The organism is Azotobacter bryophylli (assembly GCF_042643485.1).
Lineage (GTDB): Bacteria > Pseudomonadota > Gammaproteobacteria > Pseudomonadales > Pseudomonadaceae > Azotobacter > Azotobacter bryophylli.
This window is the reverse complement of the sequence record NZ_JBHRSJ010000012.1, coordinates 1-19492: the sequence shown is the minus strand read 5'-3', so window position 1 is coordinate 19492 and position 19492 is coordinate 1. Positions and strand designations below refer to the sequence as shown.

General features: G+C 68.1%; 20 protein-coding genes. 15 read left to right on the top strand and 5 right to left on the bottom strand.

The genetic code is table 11. From position 1 onward, the window contains the following. Positions 1-125 precede the first annotated feature (125 nt). The 7 genes from rpsF (at position 126) to ACFOJE_RS06250 (ending at position 7345) form a co-directional block, all read left to right on the top strand. Entirely contained in the window at positions 126-539 is a 414-nt protein-coding gene (gene rpsF / locus ACFOJE_RS06280) for a 30S ribosomal protein S6 (RefSeq protein ID WP_377813434.1), read from the top strand. Between the two features lie 28 nt (positions 540-567). After that, positions 568-798 carry a 30S ribosomal protein S18 gene (rpsR, locus tag ACFOJE_RS06275; RefSeq protein WP_012699436.1) on the top strand — a complete coding sequence of 77 codons (231 nt, stop codon included), beginning with the start codon at positions 568-570 and terminating at the stop codon, positions 796-798. 37 nt (positions 799-835) lie between these two features. Further along, entirely contained in the window at positions 836-1729 is an 894-nt protein-coding gene (locus tag ACFOJE_RS06270) for a hypothetical protein (protein ID WP_377813433.1), read from the top strand. Positions 1730-1750: 21 nt separating this feature from the next. Beyond that, the gene (rplI, locus tag ACFOJE_RS06265) at positions 1751-2197 is read left to right on the top strand and encodes a 50S ribosomal protein L9 (RefSeq protein WP_377813432.1); all 447 of its coding nucleotides are present in this window, start codon (positions 1751-1753) and stop codon (positions 2195-2197) included. A gap of 112 nt (positions 2198-2309) precedes the next feature. Continuing rightward, positions 2310-3704 (top strand): replicative DNA helicase, encoded by a 1395-nt coding sequence (gene dnaB / locus ACFOJE_RS06260; RefSeq protein WP_377813431.1) that lies wholly within the window; start codon positions 2310-2312, stop codon positions 3702-3704. Positions 3705-3820: 116 nt separating this feature from the next. Continuing rightward, on the top strand, positions 3821-4894 hold the full coding sequence (gene alr / locus ACFOJE_RS06255; RefSeq protein WP_377813429.1) for an alanine racemase: 1074 nt from the start codon (positions 3821-3823) through the stop codon (positions 4892-4894). 144 nt (positions 4895-5038) lie between these two features. Then, complete coding sequence (locus tag ACFOJE_RS06250) at positions 5039-7345, top strand: YgiQ family radical SAM protein (RefSeq protein ID WP_377813428.1); 2307 nt, start codon at positions 5039-5041, stop codon at positions 7343-7345. A 73-nt stretch (positions 7346-7418) separates the two neighbouring features. On the opposite strand, the gene ACFOJE_RS06245 is transcribed toward ACFOJE_RS06250, so the two are convergent. After that, complete coding sequence (locus ACFOJE_RS06245) at positions 7419-8006, bottom strand: LOG family protein (protein WP_377813427.1); 588 nt, start codon at positions 8004-8006, stop codon at positions 7419-7421. Between the two features lie 681 nt (positions 8007-8687). Between ACFOJE_RS06245 and ACFOJE_RS06240 the strand changes: the two genes are divergently transcribed. Genes ACFOJE_RS06240 through ACFOJE_RS06230 form a run of 3 tightly spaced genes read left to right on the top strand, consistent with a single transcriptional unit; the run spans position 8688 to position 11287 of the window. Continuing rightward, positions 8688-10127 (top strand): cytochrome ubiquinol oxidase subunit I, encoded by a 1440-nt coding sequence (locus tag ACFOJE_RS06240; RefSeq protein WP_377813426.1) that lies wholly within the window; start codon positions 8688-8690, stop codon positions 10125-10127. 3 nt (positions 10128-10130) lie between these two features. Then, positions 10131-11135 carry a cytochrome d ubiquinol oxidase subunit II gene (gene cydB / locus ACFOJE_RS06235; RefSeq protein WP_377813425.1) on the top strand — a complete coding sequence of 335 codons (1005 nt, stop codon included), beginning with the start codon at positions 10131-10133 and terminating at the stop codon, positions 11133-11135. Continuing rightward, a complete protein-coding gene (locus ACFOJE_RS06230) occupies positions 11132-11287 on the top strand; it encodes a DUF2474 domain-containing protein (RefSeq protein WP_377813424.1) in 156 nt (51 codons plus the stop codon). The genes cydB and ACFOJE_RS06230 overlap by 4 nt, the downstream gene beginning before the upstream one ends. Positions 11288-11313: 26 nt before the next feature. Here the strand turns inward: ACFOJE_RS06230 and ACFOJE_RS06225 are convergent, their stop codons facing one another. Then, positions 11314-12438: a methyltransferase gene (locus tag ACFOJE_RS06225; RefSeq protein ID WP_377813423.1), complete on the bottom strand. Its 1125-nt coding sequence runs from the start codon at positions 12436-12438 to the stop codon at positions 11314-11316. A gap of 114 nt (positions 12439-12552) precedes the next feature. Between ACFOJE_RS06225 and ACFOJE_RS06220 the strand changes: the two genes are divergently transcribed. The 4 genes from ACFOJE_RS06220 (at position 12553) to ACFOJE_RS06205 (ending at position 15972) form a co-directional block, all read left to right on the top strand. Then, positions 12553-13329 (top strand): ferredoxin--NADP reductase, encoded by a 777-nt coding sequence (locus ACFOJE_RS06220; RefSeq protein WP_377813422.1) that lies wholly within the window; start codon positions 12553-12555, stop codon positions 13327-13329. Positions 13330-13540: 211 nt separating this feature from the next. Then, entirely contained in the window at positions 13541-14278 is a 738-nt protein-coding gene (locus tag ACFOJE_RS06215) for an anaerobic ribonucleoside-triphosphate reductase activating protein (RefSeq protein WP_377813421.1), read from the top strand. Between the two features lie 237 nt (positions 14279-14515). After that, positions 14516-15388 carry an acyl-CoA thioesterase II gene (gene tesB / locus ACFOJE_RS06210; RefSeq protein WP_377813420.1) on the top strand — a complete coding sequence of 291 codons (873 nt, stop codon included), beginning with the start codon at positions 14516-14518 and terminating at the stop codon, positions 15386-15388. Further along, the gene (locus ACFOJE_RS06205) at positions 15385-15972 is read left to right on the top strand and encodes an HAD family hydrolase (protein WP_377813419.1); all 588 of its coding nucleotides are present in this window, start codon (positions 15385-15387) and stop codon (positions 15970-15972) included. The genes tesB and ACFOJE_RS06205 overlap by 4 nt, the downstream gene beginning before the upstream one ends. Positions 15973-15984: 12 nt before the next feature. Here the strand turns inward: ACFOJE_RS06205 and ypfJ are convergent, their stop codons facing one another. After that, on the bottom strand, positions 15985-16854 hold the full coding sequence (ypfJ, locus tag ACFOJE_RS06200; protein ID WP_377813418.1) for a KPN_02809 family neutral zinc metallopeptidase: 870 nt from the start codon (positions 16852-16854) through the stop codon (positions 15985-15987). A gap of 62 nt (positions 16855-16916) precedes the next feature. Next, on the bottom strand, positions 16917-17354 hold the full coding sequence (locus ACFOJE_RS06195; RefSeq protein WP_377813417.1) for a DUF411 domain-containing protein: 438 nt from the start codon (positions 17352-17354) through the stop codon (positions 16917-16919). A 209-nt stretch (positions 17355-17563) separates the two neighbouring features. On the opposite strand from ACFOJE_RS06195, the gene ACFOJE_RS06190 reads away from it, so the two are divergent. Further along, positions 17564-18058: a DUF4345 family protein gene (locus tag ACFOJE_RS06190; protein ID WP_377813416.1), complete on the top strand. Its 495-nt coding sequence runs from the start codon at positions 17564-17566 to the stop codon at positions 18056-18058. Positions 18059-18062: 4 nt separating this feature from the next. Here ACFOJE_RS06190 and trmA read toward each other — a convergent pair whose 3' ends face one another. Then, on the bottom strand, positions 18063-19151 hold the full coding sequence (trmA, locus tag ACFOJE_RS06185) for a tRNA (uridine(54)-C5)-methyltransferase TrmA (RefSeq protein WP_377813415.1): 1089 nt from the start codon (positions 19149-19151) through the stop codon (positions 18063-18065). Positions 19152-19492: the final 341 nt, after the last annotated feature.

Here is a 19492-nt window from a genome sequence, read left to right as displayed (position 1 = left end):
CCTTCTCTAGAATTGCGCCCCTTGCCTGGAGCACGGGTGTCGCATCCGCTTTCGGCAAGTCCAACGAGTCATTCACTCCTTGCCTGACCGCTGTGGCGGCAGGCTGCAACCCGTAAGGAGCATCTATGCGTCATTACGAAATCATTTTCCTGGTCCATCCTGACCAGAGCGAACAGGTCGGCGGCATGGTGGAGCGTTACACCAAGCTGATCGAAGAAGACGGCGGCAAGATCCATCGCCTGGAAGACTGGGGTCGCCGTCAGCTGGCCTATGCCATCAACAACGTGCACAAAGCCCACTACGTGCTGATGAACGTCGAGTGCAGCGGCAAGGCCCTGGCCGAGCTGGAAGACAACTTCCGCTACAACGACGCCGTCATCCGTAACCTGGTCATCCGTCGCGACGAAGCCATCACCGGCCAGTCCGAGATGCTCAAGGCCGAGGAAAACCGCAGCGAGCGTCGCGAGCGTCGCGAGCGTCCCGAAGGTGCTGCCGACAGCGATAGCGATGGCAGCGACAGCGATAGCGCTGACGAGTAATCCACGGACCTTTTGAGGAAACCAATCCATGGCACGTTTTTTCCGTCGTCGTAAGTTCTGCCGTTTCACCGCTGAAGGCGTGAAAGAGATCGACTTTAAGGATCTCAACACTCTCAAGGCCTACATCTCCGAGACCGGCAAGATCGTTCCCAGCCGCATCACCGGTACCAAGGCTCGTTATCAGCGTCAGCTGGCCACCGCTATCAAGCGCGCCCGCTACCTGGCCCTGCTGCCCTACACCGACAGCCACGGCCGTTGATGGCGGGCGGTCGACAGGCAAGTAAGGGATAGATCGCATGCGCGCCCTGGCTGAGTACGTCATGCGTGGCCGTATGCAGGCAACCCTCGTGGTGGTCGGTTCGGCGGCTCTGCCGTTGCTGTTCTGGCTGAGTGCTGCTGCAGGCAGCCTGGTGTTGCTGCGCCGGGGCCTTGGCGATGCGTTCGGCATCGTCGCCTGGGCGCTGTTGCCGGCGCTGGCCTGGTGGTACTTCGGCGACCCACGCACGCTGCTGGTCCTGCTCGGTACCCTGGGGCTGGCACAGTTGCTGCGGGCTACGGTGTCCTGGCGCCTAGTACTGACGGGCAGCGTGCTGCTCGGCGTGGTGTATGCGCAAGTGCTGGGCTCGGTGTTCCAGGCGCCCATCGAAGCCACGGCGGGCGAGCTACAGAAGCTCATGCCGCAGATGCTCGGGCAGGCCCGGGAGCAGTTGTCCGAGGCCGAGCAGGCGCATCTGAACGCTCTGCTGGTACCGGTGCTGACCGGCCTGCTGGCGGCGTTGCTGCAGATCGGCAGCGTGCTCGCGCTGATGCTCGGGCGCTATTGGCAGGCGGCGCTGTACAACCCGGGCGGTTTCGCCGGCGAGATCCGCGCGCTGCGTCTGCCGCCGCTGCCGGCGATTCTGCTGCTGGCCGGCATGCTGCTGGGCCCGAGTCTGGGCGCAGAACTGGCCATGCTGACGCCGTTGTGCAGCGTGCCGCTGGCCTTCACCGGGCTGGCCTTGGTGCACGGGCTGGTGGCGCAGGGCCGGCTGGGCCGCTTCTGGTTGGTGGGGATGTACGTGACGCTGCTGCTGTTCATGCAGCTGGTCTATCCGTTGCTGATGGTTTTGGCCATTGTCGACAGTCTGATTGATTTTCGCGGTCGCCAGACGCCCAAGGGCGGCTCCGGATCCGCGAACGGTGAAGGTTAAAAGTTAAGAGGTAAGACTCAAATGGAAGTCATCCTGCTGGAAAAGATCACCAACCTGGGCAACCTGGGCGACAAGGTGAATGTGAAGGGCGGTTACGCACGTAACTTCCTGCTGCCGAAAGGCAAGGCTACCGTGGCTACTCCTACCAACGTCGCTGCGTTCGAAGCACGTCGTGCCGAGCTGGAGAAGCAGGCTGCCGATAAGAGGGCCGAAGCCGAAACTCGCGCTGCCCAACTGAACGAGCTGGAAATCACCATCACCGCTACCGCGGGCGATGAAGGCAAGCTGTTCGGCTCCATCGGCACCCACGACATCGCCGACGCCCTGACCGCCTCCGGCGTGCCGGTGGCCAAGAGCGAAGTTCGCCTGCCCAACGGTACCATCCGTCAGACCGGCGAGTACGACGTGGCCCTGCACCTGCACACCGACGTCGAGGCCAGCGTTCGTCTGATCGTGGTCGCCGGCTAACCGGTTGCCGCCTCGTCTGGCACATCCGGTGCCTGGCGTTTAGCATTGGGCACGTTCCCGCGTGGTGGGAACGTGCCCTTTGTTTTTGCAAGTCCACATTTCTGCGAGTGCCATGAACGACGTCAGCGTCCCCGAGCAATACGACCTGGAAACCGCCGCCCTCAAGGTGCCGCCGCATTCCATCGAGGCCGAGCAGGCCGTCCTGGGCGGCCTGATGCTGGACAACAACGCCTGGGAGCGAGTGCTGGACCAGGTATCCGACGGTGATTTCTACCGTCACGATCATCGCCTGATCTTTCGGGCGATCTACGTTCTGGCCGAACGCAACATGCCGTTCGACGTGGTCACCCTGTCCGAGCAGCTGGACAAGGAGGGACATCTGGCCCAGGTCGGCGGTCTGGCCTATCTCGGCGAGCTGGCCAAGAACACCCCTTCGGTGGCCAACATCAAGGCCTACGCGCAGATCATCCGCGAGCGCGCCACGTTGCGTCAGCTGATCGGCATCAGCAACCAGATCGCCGACAGCGCCTACGCCCCGCAGGGGCGGACCGGCGACGAGATCCTCGACGAGGCCGAGCGCCTGATCTTCCAGATCGCCGAGGCGCGGCCGAAGACCGGCGGCCCGGTCGGGATCAACGATATCCTGGTCAAGGCCATCGACCGCATCGACAGCCTGTTCAACGCCGGCGACGCCATCACCGGCCTGTCCACCGGCTTCACTGACCTGGACGAGAGGACCAGCGGCCTGCAGCCGGCCGACCTGATCATCGTCGCGGGACGTCCCTCCATGGGCAAGACCACCTTCGCCATGAACCTGGTGGAGAACGCCGTGCTGCGCACCGACAAGGCGGTGCTGGTGTACTCCCTGGAGATGCCCGCCGACTCCATCGTGATGCGTATGCTCGCTTCTCTCGGTCGGATCGACCAGACCAAGGTGCGCGCCGGCAAGCTGGACGACGACGACTGGCCGCGGCTGACCTCGGCGGTCAACCTGCTCAACGACCGCAAGCTGTTCATCGACGACACCGCCGGCATCAGCCCCTCGGAAATGCGCGCGCGCACCCGCCGGCTGGCTCGCGAGCACGGCGAGATCGCCCTGATCATGGTCGACTACCTGCAGCTGATGCAGATTCCCGGCTCCAGCGGCGACAACCGTACCAACGAGATTTCCGAGATCTCGCGCTCGCTGAAGGGGCTGGCCAAGGAGTTCAACTGCCCGGTGATCGCCTTGTCGCAGCTCAACCGCTCGCTGGAGCAGCGGCCGAACAAGCGTCCGGTGAACTCCGACCTGCGCGAATCCGGCGCCATCGAGCAGGACGCCGACATCATCATGTTCGTCTACCGGGACGAGGTCTATCACCCGGAAACCGAGTTCAAGGGCGTCGCCGAAATCATCATCGGCAAGCAGCGTAACGGTCCGATCGGCACTACGCGCCTGGCCTTCCTCGGCAAGTACTCGCGCTTTGAGAACCTGGCGCCCGGCAGCTACCAGTTCGACGACGAATAAGACGGTTCGGGCCGGGGCGGCAGCGCTCCGGCGCCTCGTCGATGCGTTTCGCCTGCAGCCAAAATCCTTCGCCGAGGAGTACCATGGAGTTCCGTCCGTTCTCCAAGGATTCCCCGATGCGCCCTCTCGTCGCCACGGTCGATCTCGCCGCCATTCGTCACAACTATGCCCTGGCCAAGCGCTGCGCATCCGGCCGCCGCGCCTTCGCCGTGGTCAAGGCGAACGCCTACGGGCACGGTATCCGCGAGGTGGTGACGGCGCTGCGCGAGGAGGCCGACGGCTTCGCCGTGGCCTGCCTCGAGGAGGCTGCCGAGGTCCGCGCCCTGCACGGCACGGCACGGATCCTGTTGCTGGAGGGCTGCTTCGAGCCGGCGGAATACCTGATCGCCGCTCAGCTCGGGCTGGATGTGGCGATACAGGGGGCGGAGCAGGCCGAGGCCTTGCTCGCCGCCACGCTTTCGCGGCCGCTGAACGTCTGGCTGAAGCTGGACAGCGGTATGCACCGCCTCGGCTTCGGCGCCCGGGAGGTGCGCGACTGGCATGCCCGCCTGCAGGGAGCGGCGCAGGTCGCCGAGCTGAACCTGATCAGCCATTTCGCCTGCGCCGACGAGAGCGGGCACCCGCTGACCGCGCAGCAGCTGGAGACCTACCGCAGCCTCGCCGACCTGTCTTTCGCCCAGCGCACCCTGGCCAACTCGGCGGCCATCCTGAGCCTGCCGCAGGCGCACATGGACTGGGTACGTCCGGGCATCATGCTCTACGGCGCCACGCCGTTCCTCGACCGCAGCGCCGGGGCCCTGGGGCTGCAACCGGCGATGACCCTGACGGCGCAGCTGATCGCCGTCCGCGAGGTGCCGGTAGGGGAGAGCGTCGGCTACGGCGCGACCTGGCGGGCATCGCGCCCGGCGCGGATCGGCACGGTCAGCTGCGGCTATGCCGACGGTTACCCACGCCATGCGCCGGCCGGTACGCCGGTGGTGGTGCGCGGGCAGCGCGCGCCGCTGGCCGGCCGGGTATCCATGGACATGCTGGCGGTGGACCTGACCGACCTGCCCGAGGCGCGGGTCGGCGACCCCGTGGAGCTGTGGGGCGCGCAACTGCCGATCGACGAGATCGCCCAGGCCTGCGGCACCATCGGCTACGAGCTGCTGACCAAGGTGACCCAGCGGGTGCCGCGGCGCTACCGCTGACCGGGCGCCGCACTCGCGTGCGGCCTGCGGACTGCTAGACGCCCGGAGGGCTGCCGGCTCCACGGGAAGTCGAGCGTTTTGCTCGGTTTTCTGGTTATTTTTTGTGCTATATTCCGCGCCCGTTTCATCCGACCGGTCATCGCCATGCACGCCGCCAAGCCGCTGTTCGACTATCCCAAGTACTGGGCCGAGTGTTTCGGGCCCGCACCCTTCCTGCCGATGAGCCGGGAAGAGATGGATCGGCTCGGCTGGGATTCCTGCGACATCATCATCGTCACCGGCGACGCCTACGTGGACCATCCGTCCTTCGGTATGGCGATCATCGGCCGTGTGCTGGAGGCCCAGGGCTTCCGCGTCGGCATCATCAGCCAGCCGGACTGGCGGTCGAAGGACGACTTCATGAAGCTCGGCGAGCCGAACCTGTTCTTCGGCGTGGCCGCCGGCAACATGGACTCGATGATCAACCGCTACACCGCCGACCGGAAGATCCGCTCCGACGACGCCTACACCCCCGGCGGCGTCGCCGGCAAGCGCCCGGACCGCGCCAGCCTGGTTTACAGCCAGCGCTGCAAGGAGGCCTACAGTCACGTGCCGGTGATCCTCGGCGGCATCGAGGCCTCGCTGCGCCGCATCGCCCACTACGACTACTGGCAGGACAAGGTGCGCCGCTCGATCCTGATGGACGCCACCGCCGACCTGCTGCTCTACGGCAACGCCGAGCGCGCCGTGGTCGAGGTGGCCCAACGCCTGGCCGCCGGCGAGAAGATCGAGACCGTCACCGACATCCGCGGCACCGCCTTCGTCCGCCGCGACGCGCCGGAGGGCTGGTTCGAGATCGACTCCACGCGCATCGACCGGCCGGGCAAGATCGACAAGATCATCAACCCTTACGTGAACACCCAGGATCTGGAAGCCTGTGCGATCGAGCAGGGCAAGGGGGCGGCCGACCGCGGTGAGGTGGAGGACCCGAACGAGGCCAAGGTGGTGCAGCTGCTGCCTCATCCCAAGCTTACGCGCGAGCGCACGGTGATCCGCCTGCCGTCCTTCGAGAAGGTGCGCAACGACCCGGTGCTCTATGCCCACGCCAACCGCGTGCTGCACCTGGAGACCAATCCGGGCAACGCCCGAGCCCTGGTCCAGCGTCACGACAACCTGGACATCTGGCTCAATCCGCCGCCGATCCCGATGACCACCGAGGAGATGGACTACGTCTTCGGCCTGCCCTATGCCCGCGTGCCGCATCCGGCCTACGGCGGGGAGAAGATCCCGGCCTACGAGATGATCCGCTTCTCGGTGAACATCATGCGCGGCTGCTTCGGCGGCTGTACCTTCTGCTCGATCACCGAGCACGAAGGACGGATCATCCAGAACCGCTCGGAAGAGTCGATCCTGCGCGAGATCGAGGAGATCCGCGACAAGGTGCCGGGTTTCACCGGGGTGATTTCCGACCTCGGCGGGCCGACCGCCAACATGTATCGCATCGCCTGTAAGAGCCGCGAGATCGAGGCCGCCTGCCGCAAGCCGTCCTGCGTCTATCCCGGCATCTGCGACAACCTCAACACCGACCACTCGGCGCTGATCCAACTCTACCGCTCGGCCCGCGACCTGCCGGGGGTGAAGAAGATCCTGATCGCCTCCGGCCTGCGCTACGACCTGGCCGTGGAGTCGCCGGAGTACGTCAAGGAGCTGGTCACCCACCACGTCGGCGGCTACCTGAAGATCGCCCCCGAGCACACCGAGCAGGGCCCGCTATCCAAGATGATGAAGCCGGGTATTGGCACCTACGACCGCTTCAAGAGGATGTTCGACAAGTACTCGAAGGAGGCGGGCAAGGAGCAGTACCTGATTCCGTACTTCATCGCCGCCCACCCGGGAACCAGCGACGAGGACATGATGAACCTCGCCCTGTGGCTCAAGCGCAACGGCTTCCGTGCCGACCAGGTGCAGGCCTTCTATCCCTCGCCGATGGCCACGGCGACCGCCATGTACCACTCGGGCATGAACCCGCTGCGCAAGGTGACCTACAAGAGCGACGGCGTGACCATCGTCAAGAGCGAGCAGCAGCGCCGCCTGCACAAGGCCTTCCTGCGCTACCACGACCCGAAGAACTGGCCGCTGCTGCGCGAGGCGCTGAAGAACATGGGCCGTGCCGACCTGATCGGCAACGGCAAGCACCAGTTGATCCCTGCCTATCAGCCGGCCACCGAGGAATATCAGAGCGCGCGGCGCAAGAACTCCACGCCGGCCGGCAGCAAGAAGGTCGGCAAGGCTGTCGCGGGTAAGCCCATGCTGACCCAGCACATCGGCCTGCCGCCGCGCAGCCACGACGGCAACCCCTGGGACAAGCGCGAGCAGGCCAAGGCCGCCGCCGAGGCGCGGCGCAAGGGGGCCAAGGGCGGCAAAGCGGACGGCAAGGGCGGTAAGCCCCGACGCCCGGTGGCGCCGCGCTGAGGCGTGCCGGGCCGGAGCGAAGCTGTGGCCGGCAGGGGCGAGCGGACTCGCTCCTGCGGAGGCCGAAGGCGTGTCAGTCGGGCTGGCGGCCGGCCCATTTCGCCGGTGCCAGCGGCTGCCAATTCTCCAGGTTGGCCAGCAGCTCGGCCGGCGAGGCGCCGCGTTGCAGCATCTCGCGGTGCGGTGCCCGCACGAAGCCCTCGTCGACCAGGTGATCGAGGAACAGGCTGAGCTTGTCGTAGAAGCCGTTGACGTCCAGCAGCCCCAGGGGCTTGGCGTGATAGCCGAGCTGGCCCCAGGTCCAGACCTCGAACAGCTCCTCCAGAGTGCCGAGGCCGCCGGGCAGGGCGATGAAGGCGTCGCTGAGCTCGGCCATGCGCGCCTTGCGCGCGTGCATGCCGTCCACCACCTCCAGGCGCGTCAGGCCCCGGTGGCCGATCTCGGAGCGCTCCAGGCTGTGCGGGATGATGCCGATCACCTCGCCGCCGGCAGCCATGGCGGCATCGGCGACCACGCCCATCAACCCCACCGCGCCGCCGCCGTAGACCAGGCGCAGACCGCGTTCGCCGATGTGGCGGCCGAGCGCTTCGGCCGTTTCCCGATAGAGCGGATTGACGCCTGGGCTGGCGCCGCAGAAAACACAGATAGAACGCAAGGGCATCATGGACTCCGCCAAATGAACCAGTCCACAGAGTAACGACTGCCGCCGCGCGGGCCAACAGGCGAGTTTTCCGGCGCCAGAGAAACGCCGCGTAGCGATGCCTGCCGACGTGGCTGATGGGAGGTGGACGAGGCGGCGCCGGCGCATCCGGCAATATGCCGGCAAGCACCCGGTCCCGGGGTGGATTTGACCGGCCCAGTGCCCTCCATTTGTGCAAATGCCTGTGGATAAGTCTGGTAATAACTCTCCTGGACGGACGGCCTCGTCGGTCCGAAAAGCCCCTCCGGGACTTCCTCCAGCCTCCTGCAAGCCCGTCAGGAGGGTGCGTTTTTTCTGACGTCAAGAGGTTTTGGCAGGATTTTTCACGGTAGCCGGGGGGCTGCGCGGTTGTCCCCGAGAAGTGTGGAATAGCTTGTGGATAACCTGGGTAAGGGCCTTCCGCAGGCACTGGAACCGGGGTTCCACAAGGATTGATCGTTTTTTGATCGGTCACGCTGGCAAGGCGCGAGCGTCAGACTCTCGGCGCCTGTGCTGCAGCTCGTCGCACGGCAATGCGGCGCTTTCACCCCCCGCATCGAGGGGGCGCTCTGCCAGTCGTCGTCTACAGTTGAGAGAGCCATGCCTGTCGCGGTGTCGCCGCGCCGGCCGCCCAGCGGGTCCGTTCTACTGAGGGGAATCGCCATGTTCGGATTGGAGGCTCTAGATCTCGCGCGAATCCAGTTCGCCTTCACCGTGTCCTTCCACATCCTCTTCCCGGCGACCACCATCGGCCTGGCCAGCTACCTCGCCGTGCTGGAGGGGCTCTGGCTGAAGACCGGCGAGGAGGTCTACCGCGACCTGTATCACTTCTGGTCGAAGATCTTCGCCGTGAACTTCGGCATGGGCGTGGTCTCGGGGCTGGTGATGGCCTACCAGTTCGGCACCAACTGGAGCGTCTTCTCCGATTTCGCCGGCGGCGTCACCGGCCCCCTGCTGGCCTACGAGGTGCTCACCGCGTTCTTCCTCGAGGCGGGCTTTCTCGGCGTCATGCTGTTCGGCTGGAACCGCGTCGGGCCGGGGTTGCACTTCCTCTCCACGGTGCTGGTTGCGCTCGGCACCCTGGTTTCGACCTTCTGGATCCTCGCCTCCAACAGCTGGATGCAGACCCCGCAAGGCCATGAGATCGTCAACGGCCAGGTGATCCCGGTCGACTGGCTGAAGGTGATCTTCAATCCCTCGTTCCCCTATCGTCTGGCACACATGGCCATGGCCGCCTTCGTCGCCACCGCCTTCGTGGTCGGCGCCTCGGCGGCCTGGCACCTGCTGCGCGGGCGGGACAACCCGGCGGTGCGCAAGATGCTGTCGATGACCATGTGGATGGCGCTGCTGGCCACTCCGGTGCAGGCGGTGATCGGCGACTTCCACGGTCTCAACACCCTCGAGCACCAGCCGGTGAAGATCGCCGCGATGGAGGGGCACTGGGACAACGTGCCCGGCGAGCCGACCCCGCTGATCCTGTTCGGCTGGCCCGACATGCGGCGCGAGGAGACCCGCTTCAAGGTCGAGGTGCCCGTCCTCGGCAGCCTGATCCTGCGGCACAGCCTGAGCGAGCAGGTGCCGGCGCTGAAGGAGTTCCCGGCGCGGGACCGGCCCAATTCCACCGTGATCTTCTGGAGCTTCCGCCTGATGGTCGGGCTGGGCTTGCTGATGATCTTCGTCGGCCTCTGGGCCCTGTGGCTGCGCGTCCGCGGCCGCCTCTACCAGTCGCGGCCGTTCCTGCGCCTGGTGCTGTGGATGGGGGCTTCCGGGCTGCTCGCCATCCTCGCCGGCTGGTTCACCACCGAGGTCGGCCGTCAGCCCTGGGTGGTCTACGGCCTGCTGCGCACCGCGGACGCCGTCTCGGCCCACGGCCCCGGCCAGCTGAGCTTGACCCTGGCGCTGTTCGTGCTGGTCTACGTCGTCATCTTCGGCACCGGCATCGGCTATCTGCTGCGGCTGATCCGCAAGGGGCCGGTGACCGAGGAGGGCCGGGAGGCCAGCGCCGGCGGCCCCGGCCAGACGCGCACGCCGGCCCGGCCCCTGTCCGCTGCCGACGAGGGCATGCCGGAGGGGAGCCGCGACCTACTGGGCGGGAGGACCTGAAGCATGGGCATCGAACTCTCGATGATGTGGGCCATCATCATCATCTTCGGCGTGATGATGTACGTGGTGATGGACGGCTTCGACCTGGGCATCGGCATCCTCTTCCCGTTCGGACGGAGCCAGAGCGAGCGGGACGTGATGATGAACAGCGTGGCGCCGGTCTGGGATGGCAACGAGACCTGGCTGGTGCTGGGCGGCGCCGGGTTGCTGGCGGCCTTCCCGCTGGCCTATTCGGTGGTGCTCTCGGCGCTCTACCTGCCGATCATCTTCATGCTCTTCGGCCTGATCCTGCGCGGCGTGGCCTTCGAGTTCCGCTTCAAGGCCATCCATCACCAGCACTGGTGGGACCTGTCCTTCATCGTCGGCTCGCTGGTGGCGACCTTCTTCCAGGGCGTGGTTCTCGGCGCCTTCATCGATGGCCTGCCGGTGGTCAACCGTGCCTACGCCGGCGGCGCCTTCGACTGGCTGGCGCCGTTCCCGCTGTTCTGCGGCCTGGGCCTGGTGGTCGCCTACTCCCTGCTCGGCTGCACCTGGCTGATCATGAAGACCGACGGCCCGCTGCAGCAACGCATGCACGACCTGGCCATGCCGCTGGTGCTGGCCCTGCTGGTGGTGACCGGCGTGGTCAGCCTGTGGACCCCGCTGAGCCATGCCGACATCGCCCGGCGCTGGTTCAGCCTGCCCAACCTGTTCTGGTTTCTGCCGGTGCCGCTGCTGGTGCTGGTCTGCACCTTCGCCCTGCTGCGCGCGGTGAAGCGCAACGCCCACTACGCGCCGTTCCTCTACACCCTGGCGCTGATCTTCCTCGGCTACAGCGGCCTCGGGATCAGCCTGTGGCCGCACATCATCCCGCCGGGGATCTCGATCTGGGACGCCGCGGCGCCGCCGCAGAGCCAGGGGTTCGCGCTGGTCGGCGCGCTGCTCATCGTGCCCTTCATCCTCATGTACACCGCCTGGAGCTACTACGTGTTCCGCGGCAAGGTCAGGCCCGGGGAGGGCTACCATTGACCCGGCGCGCGGATGTTCCGGCGGCTAAGAGGCCGCTGCTGCAGCGCCTCGGCTGGCTGGTGTTGATCTGGTCGGCAAGCGTGCTGACCCTGGCGGCGGTGGCCTGGCTGCTGCGCCAGTTCATGCGGGCGGCGGGGCTGAGCGCGCCCTGAAGCCGGGCGCGCTGCGGGCCGCCGGACTATTTGATCGCCTTGAGAATCACGAACTTCGGCGTCGCCGCGACCTGCTCGACGCCGCGGAACAGGCGCTTGAGCTTGGCGTGGTAGCCCAGGTGGCGGTTGCCGACGATCCACAGCTGGCCGCCTGCCACCAGCGCCGCCCGGGCCTGCTGGAACATGCGCCAGGCGAGGAAGTCGCCGACCACCTGCTGCTGGTGGAACGGCGGGTTGCACAGCACCAGATCCAGCGATTCCGCCGCCTGGCCGATCAGCCCGTCGGCGGCGCGGATCTCCGCCGGGCGTTCGCCCAGCGCCGCCCGCCAGTTCTCCCGGGCCGACTGCACCGCCATGTAGGACTCGTCCACCAGGGTCAGCTGCGCTTCGGGGTTGGCCAGAGCGCAGGCGATGCCGAGCACGCCGTTGCCGCAGCCCAGGTCGGCCACCCGCGCCGCGCCGAGGCCGCCCGGCAGGTGCGGGAGGAAGGCGCGGGTGCCGATGTCCAGCCCTTCGCGGCAGAACAGGTTGGCGTGGTTGACCAGTTCGACGGGCGGCGCGTCCAGGCGGTAGCGGGTCGGGTAGGGCGAGACCGGGGCCGGCCGCTCCGCGGGCGCGGCGGTGAGCAGGCGGGCCTTCTTCACCGCCAGCGAGGCCTGCACCGGGCCGACGTAGCGCTCCAGCAGGTCGCCGGCGGCGCGCGGCAGATGCTTGACCATGGCCGCGGCGATCACCCGGGCGTCGGGGGCCAGCCGGCCGTGCAGACGGATCAGCTGTTCCTCCAGCAGCGCCAGGGTCTTGGGCACGCGGATCAGCACCCAGTCGAACGGCCCTTCGGCAACCTCGCTGGCCGGCACGAAGGCGACCGCGTCCCCGGCCAGGCCGTTGCGCCGGAGGTTGTCCTGCAGGGCCAGATAGCCCAGGTGCGAGTCGCCGCTGCTGACCACCCGGGCATGGGGCGCCAGCGAACAGGCCAGGGCGCCGAAGGCGTCGTTGAGCAGCAGCACCCGGCTCGAGGCGGCCAGGCCCAGTCCATGCAGATGGTTGAGCAGGTATTCGTCGGCGGCGTCGAAGGCCTGCAGCGGGTCGTCGCGCTGGGGCGGCTGGCGGAGCAGGTCGAGGCGGGCGAACGGGGTCTGGAGAATAGGCATGGAAACTGACGGTGTTTGTCGGCGTGGTTATCGGGGTAGGCTGTAGAGGCGAATTCGCGGAGCCCGCAGGGCGAACGAGTCCGCCCACACGAGTCCGGAAAAATGGAGCGCAGTATGACCGCCAGCGACGACAAGTTCACCCGGGAAACGCTACTCGAGGTGCGGCCCTGGTCGCCGAGCCTGTTCAGCCTGCGCTGTTCGCGCGCACCGGGCTTTCGCTTCCGCGCCGGCCAGTTCGCTCGGCTGGGCGTGCCGAAGGCCGACGGCGGCATCGTCTGGCGCGCCTATTCGATGGTTTCGGCGCCCCACGACGAGCATCTGGAATTCTTCTCCATCGTGGTCCCCGACGGCGAGTTCACCAGCGAGCTGGCCCGCCTGCGGCCGGGCGACCCGCTCTACGTGGAGCGCCAGGCCTACGGCTTCCTGACCCTCGACCGTTTCGCCGACGGCCGCGACCTCTGGCTGCTGGCCACCGGCACCGGAGTGGCGCCGTTCCTGTCGATTCTCCAGGACCTGGAGGTCTGGCAGCGCTTTACGCGCATCGTGCTGGTCTACAGCGCGCGCACGGCGGGCGAACTGGCCTATCAGGATCTGATCCGCGAGCTGCCCGGGCGCGACTATCTGGAAGGGGCCGGCGACAAGCTGGTCTACCTGCCGGTGCTGACCCGCGAGCGGCTGCCGGGGGCCCTGCACGGGCGCATCACCGCGCTGATCGAAAGCGGCGAGCTGGAGCGCGCCGCCGGTCTGGCGCTCGAGCCCGAACACTCGCGGCTGATGCTCTGCGGCAACCCGCAGATGATCGAGGACTGCCGCGCCCTGCTCAAGGCCCGCGGCCTGCAGCTCAGCCTGACCCGCCGGCCGGGGCAGGTGGCGGTGGAGAACTACTGGTAGCCAGCCGAACGGCCAGGGGCAGTTCCCATACAGCAGCTATGCTTTTCCTTCGCCGACGGTCCGATTCCGGGACCGCGATCCGTGGCTGGTGGCCGTGCGTGCGTTCGCCAGCCTTTCCCTTGAACTGTTGCCGGGCCGGCCTCGGCGCTGCTTGCGGCGCGACCGGCGGCACAGGTAATGCCTGAGGGAGCAGGTGATCGAGGACAAGCGGATGAACAATCCGACATTGGCACCGAGTCTGCAAAAGCCCGAACTGGGTGTCAGCAGATTGCTTCCACTGACTCTCGAAGACTACCCCCAGCAGCGTGCCTGCGTGCTGTACTGCCAGGGCTGCCTCTGGTGCGACGGCCGCGGTCAGCTCGCCGAGCCCCTGCGCGTCGCCTGCCCCGGCGAGCTGTGCTGGAGCGAGATCGAGGCCTTCCTGGTGCGCCGGCGGGGGCGGCTCGATGCGGTGATTTTCGGCGGCGACGAGCCGACCCAGCAGCGCGACCTGTACGGCGCCATGCAGCGGGTGCGCGAGCTGGGCTTCAAGGTGGGCCTGCACAGCAGCGGCGTCCATCACGAGCGCTTCCGCCAGGCCCTGCATGGGGTGGACTGGGTCGGCTTCGAGGTGCGCAGCGCCCCGCCGCAGGCACGCCGGGCCGGCTCGCCGGAGGGCGGCTGGGTGCACTGGCGCAGCCTCGGCGATCTGATCGACAGCGGCGTGGAGCACGAGGTGCGACTGAACTGGCACCCGCAGCTGCTCAGCTTGGACGTGCTGGAGACGGTGGCCGAGCGCCTGCGCACGCTGGGCGTCCGCCATCTGGCGGTCCGCGAGCTGCAGGGCCAGCGTCTGCCCGGCCCGAGCATCCCGACCCCGCGCTTCACCGACGTCGTGCGCGCCGAGGTCCGCCAGCGTCTGGCCCGCTTCTGGCCCGAGCTGGTCTGGCGGACGGTGTTCAAGTACTAGGCCGCAGCAGCGGGCGGGCGCTGCCGGCGTCCGCCCGCGCCGGTCGGCGGCGCCATGGCCGGAACGGCTTCGCGACGGAGCCGTGCTTCGGCTCGTCTTCGTTTCCTCTGGTGGCATACGAATTGGTAGTCTGACCGACAGCCGCCGGAGAGACCTTTATATTCCTCGCTGGCCCGATCACGATAACGAGCGCCTGCCGCCTTTCCGGCCGGCCTATCTTGCCTGTAAGGACGCCCCATGACAGAGATTCTGGACAATCTGGTCTCGTTGTTGAGCCTCGAAGCCATCGAGGAAAACCTGTTCCGCGGTCGCAGCGAAGATCTCGGCCTGCGCCAGCTGTACGGCGGCCAGGTGCTCGGCCAGGCGGTGTCGGCCGCCAGCCAGACGGTCGAGGCCGACCGCCACGTGCATTCGCTGCACGGTAACTTCCTGCGCCCGGGCGATGCCGGCTTGCCGGTGGTCTACCAGGTCGAGCGGCTGCGCGACGGCACCAGCTTCAGCACCCGCCGGGTCACGGCGATCCAGAAGGGGCGGCCGATCTTCATCTGCTCGACCTCCTTCCAGACCAGCGAGGAGGGCCTCCACCACCAGCGCCCGAGCATGCCCGAGGTGCCCGCGCCCGAGGACCTGCCGTCCGAGGCCGAGCTGATCCTGCCCATCGCCGACCAGCTCCCCGAGCGCCTGCGCGAGTGGACCGTCCGCAAGGCCATCGACGTGCGCCCGGTGACCCACGTCAATCCGTTCGCCCCGCAACCCGGCGAGCCGGTCCAGTACGTGTGGTTCCGCACCGACGGCAAGCTGCCGGACGAGCCGCAGCTGCACAAGTACCTGCTCGCCTACGCCTCCGATTACACCCTGCTGAGCACCTCGCTGCGCCCGCACGGGGTTTCCCTGTTCCAGAAGTTCATGCAGGTCGCCAGCCTCGACCATTCGCTGTGGTTCCATTGCGACGACCTGCGCATGGACGAGTGGCTGCTGTACGCCATGGACAGTCCCTGGGCCGGCAACGCCCGCGGCTTCGCCCGCGGCTGCGTGTTCGACCGCAGCGGCCGGCTGGTCGCCTCCATGGCCCAGGAAGGTCTGATCCGCATGCGCAAGGACTGGATGTGAGGCTGTCCGAGGCACGCCACTGGGTGTTCGACATGGATGGCACCCTGACCGTCGCCGTGCACGATTTCGCCGCCATCCGCCGCGCCCTGGAGATCCCGCCGCAGGACGACATTCTCGTCCATCTGGCCGCCCTGCCGGCCGAGCGGGCGGCGCCGAAGCGGGCCTGGCTGCTCGAGCACGAACGCGCCTTGGCCGAAGCCGCGCAGCCGGCCGGCGGCGCCGCGGAGCTGGTGCGTGCGCTGTGCGAGCGCGGCTGCCGTCTGGGCCTGCTGACCCGCAACGCCCACGAGCTGGCGCTGATCACCCTGCAGCGGATCGGTCTCGACGACTGCTTCCTCTCCGACGACGTCCTCGGCCGCGACGAGGCGCCGCCCAAGCCCGATCCCGGCGGCCTGCTGCATCTGGCTGCGGCCTGGGACGTGGCGCCCGCGCACTTGGTGATGGTCGGCGACCACCACCACGATCTGGAGTGCGCCCGCGCTGCCGGCGCCTACGGGGTACTGGTCAACCAGCCGACCAATCCCTGGCCGGAGCTGAGCGACCGGTACGTGCGGGACTGTTTCGAGCTGCTGGCGCAGCTGTGACGCGGCGGGCCGTTACAGGGCCCGTGCCTGGAAAGTGTCGCAGCGGTTCGGGTCGCCGCCCTCGAAGCCGGCCTTGAACCAGTGCACGCGCTGCGCCGAGGTGCCGTGGGTGAAGGAGTCGGGCACCACCTGGCCGCGGGTCTGCCGCTGCAGGCGGTCGTCGCCGATGGCGTTGGCGGCGTTCAGCGCCTCCTCCAGATCGCCCGGCTCCAGCCAGTCCAGCCGCCGCTGGGCGTGATGGGCCCAGACCCCGGCCAGGCAATCGGCCTGCAGTTCCAACCGCACGGAGAGGCCGCCGGCGCCTTCCATCGGCGCGCCGCGGCGGCGGGCCTCATCCACCTTGGCGGAGACGCCGAGCAGGGTCTGCACGTGGTGCCCGACTTCGTGGGCGATCACGTAGGCCTGGGCGAAGTCGCCGGCGGCGGAGAAACGCCGGGCCATCTCGCGGAAGAAATCCAGGTCCAGGTAGACCTGGCGGTCGCCGGGGCAGTAGAAGGGGCCGCTGGCCGAACTGGCGAAACCGCAGGCGGAGCCGATGCCGCCGCTGAACAGCACCAGGGTCGGATCCTGATACTGGCGGCCGGCCTGCTGGAACAGCGCTCGCCAGGTGTCCTCGGTGTCGCCCAGTACGGCTCGGGCGAAATCGACCTGCGGATCGCCGGCCGGCGGCGCGCCGGCTTCCTGTGTCGATGGCGGGCTGACCGTGCTGCCGCTCTGGTTCATCAACTGGCCGAGGATCTGCAGCGGATCCTGGCCGGTCAGCAGACCGACCAGCACCACCGCGGCGATGCCGCCCAGGGTCAGCCCCTTGCCGCCGAAGCGCAGGCCGCCGCCACGGGCATCCACCACGTTGTCGCTGCGTCTTGCCCGTTTCCAGAGCATGGGCGGCTCCTCGCCGGTCGGGGGAATCCCTTTCAGTGTAGGCCCCGGGCGCGGGGCCGCTATCAGTGCGCCGGGTAGTCGGCGAGCACGCGCTGGCTGCCGTCGCGGGCGACGCCGATCACCTGGTAGGCATCATGGTGTTCGCCCATCTCCATGCCCGGCGAGCCGACCGGCATGCCGGGCGCCGCGGCGCCGATCAGGTCCGGCTGCTGGCGCAGCTTGAGGATGTCGGCGGCCGGTACGTGGCCCTCGACGAACTTGCCGTCGATCACCGCGGTGTGGCAGGAGCCGAGGCTATAGGGCACGCCCTGGCGGCTCTTGACCGCAGCCATGTCGCTCTCGACGTGGTCGGTGACAGCGAAGCCGTTGGCCTCCAGGTGCTTGATCCAGGCCTTGCAGCAGCCGCAGTTCGGGTCGCGGTGGACGTCGATGGCGATGGGCTCGGCGGCCTGGGCGCCGGCGGCGAACAGCAGGGTGGCGAGCAGGGCGAAGCGGCGCATGGGACAACTCCTCACGGGAACAGGCCGGCAGGATAACCCCGGTGCGGGCAGGGCCCAAGGGCGAAGATGTGTGCATGGATGTCCGGTCGCCGCAGTGCCGCCGGGCGAACGAACGGCGCCGTGGCGGGTCTTTTGTTGCAGTCCAGCCATGGCGAAGTGCTGGTGCGGAGTGCGGGGCACCGGCCCCGCGATTTCATGGAGGGAATCGAATGCTTTTCGCCCGAATCGTCCTGCTCGTCCAGGTTCTGGTCCTGGCGGGCCTGGGGCTGGCCTACTGGCTGAATCCCTACGAGATGGCCAACCTGAACGGCATGCTGCTGATGGAGACCGGCTCGGTGAGCAACACCCGGGTCTATTACGGCGGGCTGCAGCTGGGGCTGGCGCTGTTCCTCCTGTGGTCGATGCGGCGCCTGGAGCGGCTGGGCGACGCCCTGGTGCTCCTGATCCTGCTGCAGTCGTCCCTGGTCCTGGCACGGCTGGGGGCGCTGTGGCTGGACGGCGGCATCCTGCGCGACCTGGATCTTTCCTCGCTGCTCTACAAGCTGGTGAGCGCCGGGCTGGCCGCGCTCGCCCTGTACCGGCTGCGCCGCGAGCTGGCCGAACCGCCGCTGCTGACCGAGCGGATCGGCGACGACGGCGACCTCGATCAGCTCGTCCCGCTCGGCCGGCCGGAGCCGCGGGGCCTGACGGCCGGGCTGCGCTGAGCGGTCAGCGGCGCTCCAGCAGCACCCCCGCCTCCATGTGGTGGGTATAGGGGAACTGGTCGAACAGGGCGCAGCGGCTGATCCGGTGGGTGTCGCCGAGCTGGGCGATGTTGGCCGCCAGGGTCTCCGGGTTGCAGGAGATGTAGAGGATGCGCGAAAAGCGCCGGGTCAGCTCGCAGGTGTCCGGGTCCATGCCGGCCCGCGGCGGGTCGACGAAGACGCTGCCGAAGTCGTAGCCCTTCAGGTCGATGCCGGCCAGGCGGCGGAACGGCCGCACCTCGTTCAGCGCCTGGGTCAGCTCCTCGGAGGAGAGGCGCACCAGGGCCACGTTGTCCACGCCGTTGTCGGCCAGATTGGCCAGCGCGGCGCTCACCGACGTCTTGCTGATCTCGGTGGCCAGCACCCGGCGCACCCGCGTCGCCAGCGGCAGGGTGAAGTTGCCGTTGCCGCAGTACAGCTCGAGCAGATCGTCCTCGCGCGGACCGAGCGCCTCGAAGGCCCAGTTCAGCATCTTCTCGCAGACCGCGCCGTTGGGCTGGGTGAAGGCGCCTTCCGGCTGGCGGTAGCGGAAGCGCCGGCCGGCCACCGTCAACTCTTCTTCCACGTAGTCGCGACCGATCACCAGGCGCTGGCCCCGCGAGCGGCCGACGATGCTCACGCCCAGCTCGGCTGCCAGCTGCTCGGCGGCGACCTGCCAGGCCTCGTCCAGCGGACGGTGGTAGGCGAGGGTGATCAGCGCATCGCCGGCCAGGGTGGTGAGGAACTCGACCTGGAACAGCTTGAAGCCGAGTGCCTGGCTGGCCTGCCAGCCGGCCTTGAGCTGCGGCATCAGCCGGTTGATGTGCTCGCTGGCGACGGGGAAGTCGTCCAGCAGGATCGGCCGCGATTTGTCGCCCGGCTCGAACATCGCGTAGTGGCGCTCCTCGCCCTCGCGCCACAGGCGGAACTCGGCACGCAGGCGGTAGTGCTCGCGGGGCGAATCGAAGACCTCCGGCTCGGGCGCGGCGAAGGGGGCCAGCAGCGCGGCCAGGCGGGTCTTCTTCTCGGCCAGTTGGGCGTCGTATCGGGAAGGGTCGAAATGCGGACGGCTCATGGGAATCTCGTGGCGTGCAGGGGCCGCTGTGCCCGATGGAGACGGCCGGCGAGCGGACGGGCCCTTTCCATCGAGTCGACCCCGTGGGGGAAAGGCGGTGGATGATACCAGCTTGCCGGTGAAACGCAGCCTCGGGGCGGCCGCCGCAGGACGAAGGGGGATGCGTGGAGATGAAGAAAGCGGGCAGGGTGTGGCGGCGCCTGCTGGTACGCCCCCGGCGCGACGGCGGTCGCGCACGGGGGGCGGCGGGGCTCAGCCCAGCTGGGCCAGGCGGCGGGTGACGGCGGCTTCGATGCCGGCGGCGTCCAGGCCGCACTCGGCGAGCATCTCGCCGGGCTTGG